The following is a 5,416-nucleotide window of genomic DNA, read 5'->3' as shown; positions in this document are numbered from 1 at the left end:
GTTAATTCAACTGCAGCAACTAGTACCATTAACGTTACTGCTGTTAATGATGCACCGGTAATTAATTTAGCGACTTTAGTGGTAAATAGCGGGCAAAGTGTTCTTATTGATAATACCATGCTTAGTATTACAGATGTTGATACAACTGCTATTGACATTGATATTCAATTTAGTGATATAGCAGGTGGTCATTTCGCTTTAATTTCTGATTTAACAACAGCATTAACTGATTTTACTGCAGCACAATTAAATAATAATGAAATTTACTTTGTCCAAAGTGGGTCAACACCACCAAGTTACAAAGTGGCTGTCGGTGACGATCAAGTAGCAGTCTCCTCAGTTACACCAATTAGAGCAAGTGATTTAACATTCAATGGCCTTAAAGAGCTAGATTCAACTGCAAATGATATTGCTGAAGCATGGGCGCCTGTAGGTTCAACGATTGTTGATAATGGCAATAGCACATCAACAATTACAACGTTGAATGGTTCCGAAATCACAGTTGTTAATGATAGTGTGAGTACCATTTTTGACAATGGCACTACTGCCACAATTGACTTTAACAGTGATGGTATTATAGATGTCACCGTTCCAAGTGGTGCGACTGTTGTCGACAATGGCAATAACACGCAAACAGTTATCATAAATAATAAGGAGATAACCCTCACAAGTAATAGTAAGGCAACAGTTAGTGACGCCATAACGGATCAACTGGGCGTTGATATAGGTAGTAATAGTATTGTTGATGTCTTTGTTCCAACTGGGACAACCATCGAAGATAACCTTTTGCAATTATTAGTTACCACAAGCTCAGGAGATCATATCATCGTTGATAAAAACTCTAAGGTAAATATCATCGCAACAGCGCTGAATATTTTTAATAGCAAAACAGCCGCAAATATTGAGCCAAATGTGCAAAATACATATGTGATAGGTGGTCCCCTTTCAGATGCCAATACTACTTTAGTTAATGATCGAGACAATATTGTTACCTATGCTCAAGCATTTGCTGGATTTGAAGATAGTACCTTTAACATACATGAAACTAACTTTCAATCTGGTCTAGGCACCGTGGAGTCTCCGTTAATAAATGAAATACAAAACGGTAAGAAAATTTTAATTGCCAGCTTATTAAGTAGTGATATTGTCAGTGCGCGTATATTAGGCATCACACCAGATAAAGGTAAAGTTGAAGTCACTCGCTCAGCCAATAAATTAGATATTTCGTTTATTGCTAACCCCAATTTCTCAGGTAAAGTAGATTTTGTGTTTGAAATCTATCATCGTCAACAGCTATTAGATCAACGATACTTTGGTATAAATGTTATTTTGACGCCAGATGTATTAACGAATCTTTCTAACCGCAACTCACAAGGGTTTAATATCACGTCTGATCCGTTAATAGCAAATACTTTCTTGGTAAAAGACTCCTTTAATAAGCCTGTATTATTGAATTTACCAACACTGGCAACACCACCAGTAGATGCTTTACTGAAGTTTACCGAAGCTTTAGCCGCTGATTCATCAGTATTGGATTTAAAGGATGTTGCTGGAAATATTATTCAAGAAAGTGGGTATAACTCATATGATCAGGTAGTTGGAGGAGTATTGCAACAAATGATTAATGCGCGTGAGCCTGAGTCTAATATTGGAATAATTGCAGCAAGTGTTGTAGATACTAGTTTGGATATCGGTATTTCTAGTGAAACTATCGTTAAAAGCATTGTCCAGAGTGTGACAGATTCTCGATTAAGCTTAAATGAGGCAGCAAACGTAATATCTTATATGATTCAAGGGGTTAATCGTGAAGCCCAAAGTAATATTATGACGGTTATTGCGCATCAATCAAATACAAGCGAAGACTTTAATTCAGCTGTTCATGGAGCTTTGCAGAAATTAGATCCAGCTTTAGCAGAGCAATTTATGACAATAATCCAACAAAATCAAAGAAAAGCAATAGATGAAGTCGAGCTTGAGACAAGAAGCTCTGTTGAGTCGCACACAAATCAAGGTATTTTGATTGCATTAAAAAATAAACTATTAGGCAATAGCATGGTTGACAAAGACGCGCAAACCTTTAGTGAGGCAGAGCAACGTTATAAACTCGCCTATGCCAAAGCCAATTTATTAGCATTAGATGATAAAAACAAACAAAATAACCCAGCTAAAAAAAGCTGATAACTAAAACACTCTGGATAATATCTTTTGTTCAAGGAAAGACATTATCAGAGCGACTATACTTTGCTCACATTGTTAGTCATTGCCATTTTTTTGCGGCTATGACAGCTAACCAGGAGCCCCGCTATGTTTAAACAATTATATCGATTAATAAAAGAACAGCTCAGTCTCAATAAAAAAGTAGACAAAGACTTAATTCTCAAAAAGCTATTGCAAGATAACCAGCTAAAAAACCAGCAGCAACCATTCTTATTGCAGGAGTTAGAGCCTCGATATATGTTTGATGGTGCTGCAATTGAAGCAGTGGATTTAGCCGATGGCGTCAGTGAGCAAGAACAAATTTATATATTAAATGCTCTTAAACAAAACGAAAATGCGCAAGCAACAGAAAGTCTGCTGGAGGCTATTGAAGCAAATAGTGAAGGCTTTACAACAGATTATAGTCAGTTTACTGAAGTAATGATTATTGATAGCCGAGTTAAAGATCCTCATATTTTGATTGAAAGCGTGTCTCGTCATGCATCCATTGAAGTGATTACATCAGAGGTTGACGGTGTTGATGCAATTGCTCATATTTTAGCAAAATATCAAAATTTAGAAGCAATTCACATTGTATCCCATGGTGCCGAAGCACAGCTGCAATTGGGAAATGTCGATCTTACAGCGAGCAACTTGATGGACTATCAAGCACAGTTAGCGCAGTGGGGCCAAGCGCTGACGGAGCAAGGTGATATTTTATTTTATGGTTGTAATGTTGCCGAAGGTGATAAAGGACAAGCTTTTATTGATGCATTAACAGCATTAACCAGTGCAGATATTGCAGCGTCTATTGATTTCACAGGTCAAGTAAATAATGTTGTCGATTGGGATTTAGAATATGAAAAAGGCCAGATTGATATTACAGGCCTATCATCAGAACATTGGAGCCATCTCCTGTTAGGTGATCCCCCAGATGCAGTTAGCGATGCTTTTACCGTTATCTCTGGAGTTCCGGTTACCATCACCCCACTTGATAATGACTCAGATCCTGAAATGGAAAATCTCCAAATTATCAACCTTAATGATGGTACTGATCACCCTATTTCACCCGGCCAAACAGTAACATTGGCATCTGGTACCACAGTGAAACTACTTGCAGATGGTCAGAGGCTAGAAGTCACTGCAACAGGAACAACAGAAAACTTCAGCTATACGATTGAAGACTCTCCTGGTGGTGGAACAGATAGTGCAACGATTAGTTTAACGATTGCTGATGATCAGGCAAGTGCCGAAGCGATCGGTTTTGTGATGACGGTTGATACAAATGTTACATACTCAGGCAGTAGCGATTCAAGCACTTATATTTTGCCAGTTGCCGGTGGGGCAGGACAAAGTTATAAGGTATTTTGGGGAGATGGGACATCAAATACATATACAAGTGGTGGTGATATCACGCACAATTACGCTGTATCAGGACAATATACGATTGCAGTTGTTGGTGATATTGATGGTTTTAATTTTGGCAATAATGACCGCTTGAAAGTACAAACTGTTGAGCAATGGGGGAATGTCGTTTGGAGTGATTTAAATTCCGCTTTTTCTGATACAGATAACGTAAGCTTTAATGCTTCAGATACGCCGATATTAACCGATGTTACCGATCTTAGTAGCATGTTTTCTCTCAATGACAGTGCTAATTTAAATGTCTCAAACTGGGATGTGTCAAATATTACCAATATGTCATTTATGTTCAATAATACAACAGCATTTAATCAATCATTAACTAACTGGGATGTATCAAGTGTCACCAATATGTTAGCCATGTTCAATGGTGCAACAGCATTTAATCAAGCATTAGATAATTGGGATGTCTCCAATGTTACCAATATGGCAAGCATGTTCAATGGTGCAACAGCATTTAATCAAGCACTAAATAGTTGGGATGTCTCAAATGTTACCACTATGGGTAGTATGTTTCAAAATGCGACCTCATTTAATCAAGCACTAGATAATTGGGATGTCTCCAATGTTACCAATATGTCATTAATTTTCCAGTTTGCAACGGTATTTGATCAGTCCATAAATAACTGGAATGTCTCCAATGTTACCAATATGACTCAGATGTTTTATGGTGCAAGTTCATTTAATCAAGCACTAAATAGTTGGGATGTATCAAGTGTCACCAATATGTTAGCCATGTTCAAAGATGCAACAGCATTTAATCAAGCACTAAATAGTTGGGATGTCTCAAATGTTACCAATATGGCTCAGATGTTCTATAATACAGCAGTATTTGATCAAGAACTAGATAACTGGGATGTCTCAAATGTTACCAATATGTCAATTATGTTTCGAGATGCGAGCGCATTTAATCAAGCACTAAATAGTTGGAATGTCTCAAATGTTACCAATATGACTCAGATGTTTTACAGTGCAACATCATTTAATCAATCATTAGATAGTTGGAATACCTCCAATGTTACCAATATGTCATTTATGTTCCAATTTGCAAGCGCATTTGATCAAGAGCTAAGTGGATTTGATTTATCTAGTGTCACTAATATGAGTAATTTTTTATCAGTCAGTGGCATGTCGGTAGCAAATTATAATGCCACTTTAATTGGTTGGGATAGTGCTCCGGTACCAAGTGGTATCACTATTGGAGTCGATAATCTTTACTATGGTGCAAGTGCCGAGTCCGCTAGAGATAATCTAATCAACGCTAAAGGCTGGACATTTATTGGCGATAGTTTATCGCCCGCGCCAGTAAACACCGTGCCAGGCGCACAAAATGTTGATGAAGATACACTACTTGCCATAACAGGCATATCAGCAACGGACCCTAATGGTAATTTAGCAACAACCCGTTTACAGGTAAACAATGGGGTATTAAATGTCACATTATCCGGTTTAGCGACAATATCCTCTGGAGCTAATGGTAGTAATGATTTAACTATTAGTGGAGATGAAACAGATATTAATAACACGCTAGCAAGTCTAACCTATCAGGGGAATCTTAACTTTAATGGCAGCGACACCTTAACAGTTACTTCAACCGATAGTGGTGGCACACCCTTATCTGATATCGATACTGTAGACATCACCGTAAACGCGGTCAATGATGCACCAACAGCAGCTAATAATACCGTTATTACTGCGGAAGATACGGATTATACCTTTGTGATCGGTGACTTTAACTACAGTGATATTGATAATGATACAATTGCCAGCATTCAAGTGACTTCGCTTGAAACGGTTG

At 37.7% G+C, this 5,416-nt stretch carries 2 protein-coding genes; both read left to right on the top strand.

The features are described from left to right. Nucleotides 1–2,178, top strand: a 2,178-nt coding sequence (locus tag DNK85_RS10745) for a cadherin-like domain-containing protein (RefSeq protein WP_162896690.1), incomplete at its 5' end; no start/stop codon positions are given. Between the two features lie 126 nt (nt 2,179–2,304). Further along, a partial coding sequence (locus DNK85_RS10740; RefSeq protein WP_119329562.1) for a BspA family leucine-rich repeat surface protein occupies nt 2,305–5,416 on the top strand: 3,112 nt, incomplete at its 3' end.

The organism is Cysteiniphilum halobium, assembly GCF_003574425.1.
Taxonomy (GTDB): Bacteria; Pseudomonadota; Gammaproteobacteria; order Francisellales; family Francisellaceae; genus Caedibacter; species Caedibacter halobius.
This window is presented reverse-complemented; position numbering and strand designations above follow the sequence as displayed.